At 39.7% G+C, this 239-nt stretch carries 1 protein-coding gene; it reads left to right on the top strand.

Annotated elements, in window-relative coordinates; all coding sequences use genetic code 11:
- The coding region (locus tag SB754_RS22730; RefSeq protein WP_410784531.1) for a hypothetical protein at positions 1-229 on the top strand (229 nt) is incomplete at its 5' end.
- Positions 230-239 lie beyond the last annotated feature (10 nt).

The raw sequence follows: 239 nt of genomic DNA, 5'->3' as shown, positions 1-239 counted from the left end.
GGCTATGACTACGCTATCCAATTTAATCACTCGTTTCGTGACATTAGCGCACGAGGATGATGAACGATTGCTGAAGATTGCTAACATGCGTCTGATGCTTGATAAGACGAAAGCAGAAACAGAATTCGTTGAATTACGTGCTAAGAAATTACGTGGCCAAACGAAAGATACTTCATTGTTAGATGCATTAATAGAAGGGCGTAAACAATATGAGCAAAACAGCGATTAAGTTTTCACCC

It is taken from the genome of Leifsonia sp. SIMBA_070 (assembly GCF_046534635.1).
Lineage (GTDB): Bacteria > Actinomycetota > Actinomycetes > Actinomycetales > Microbacteriaceae > Leifsonia.
Note: the sequence above shows the minus strand (reverse complement) of the source record. Positions and strands in the feature narration are given on the sequence as shown.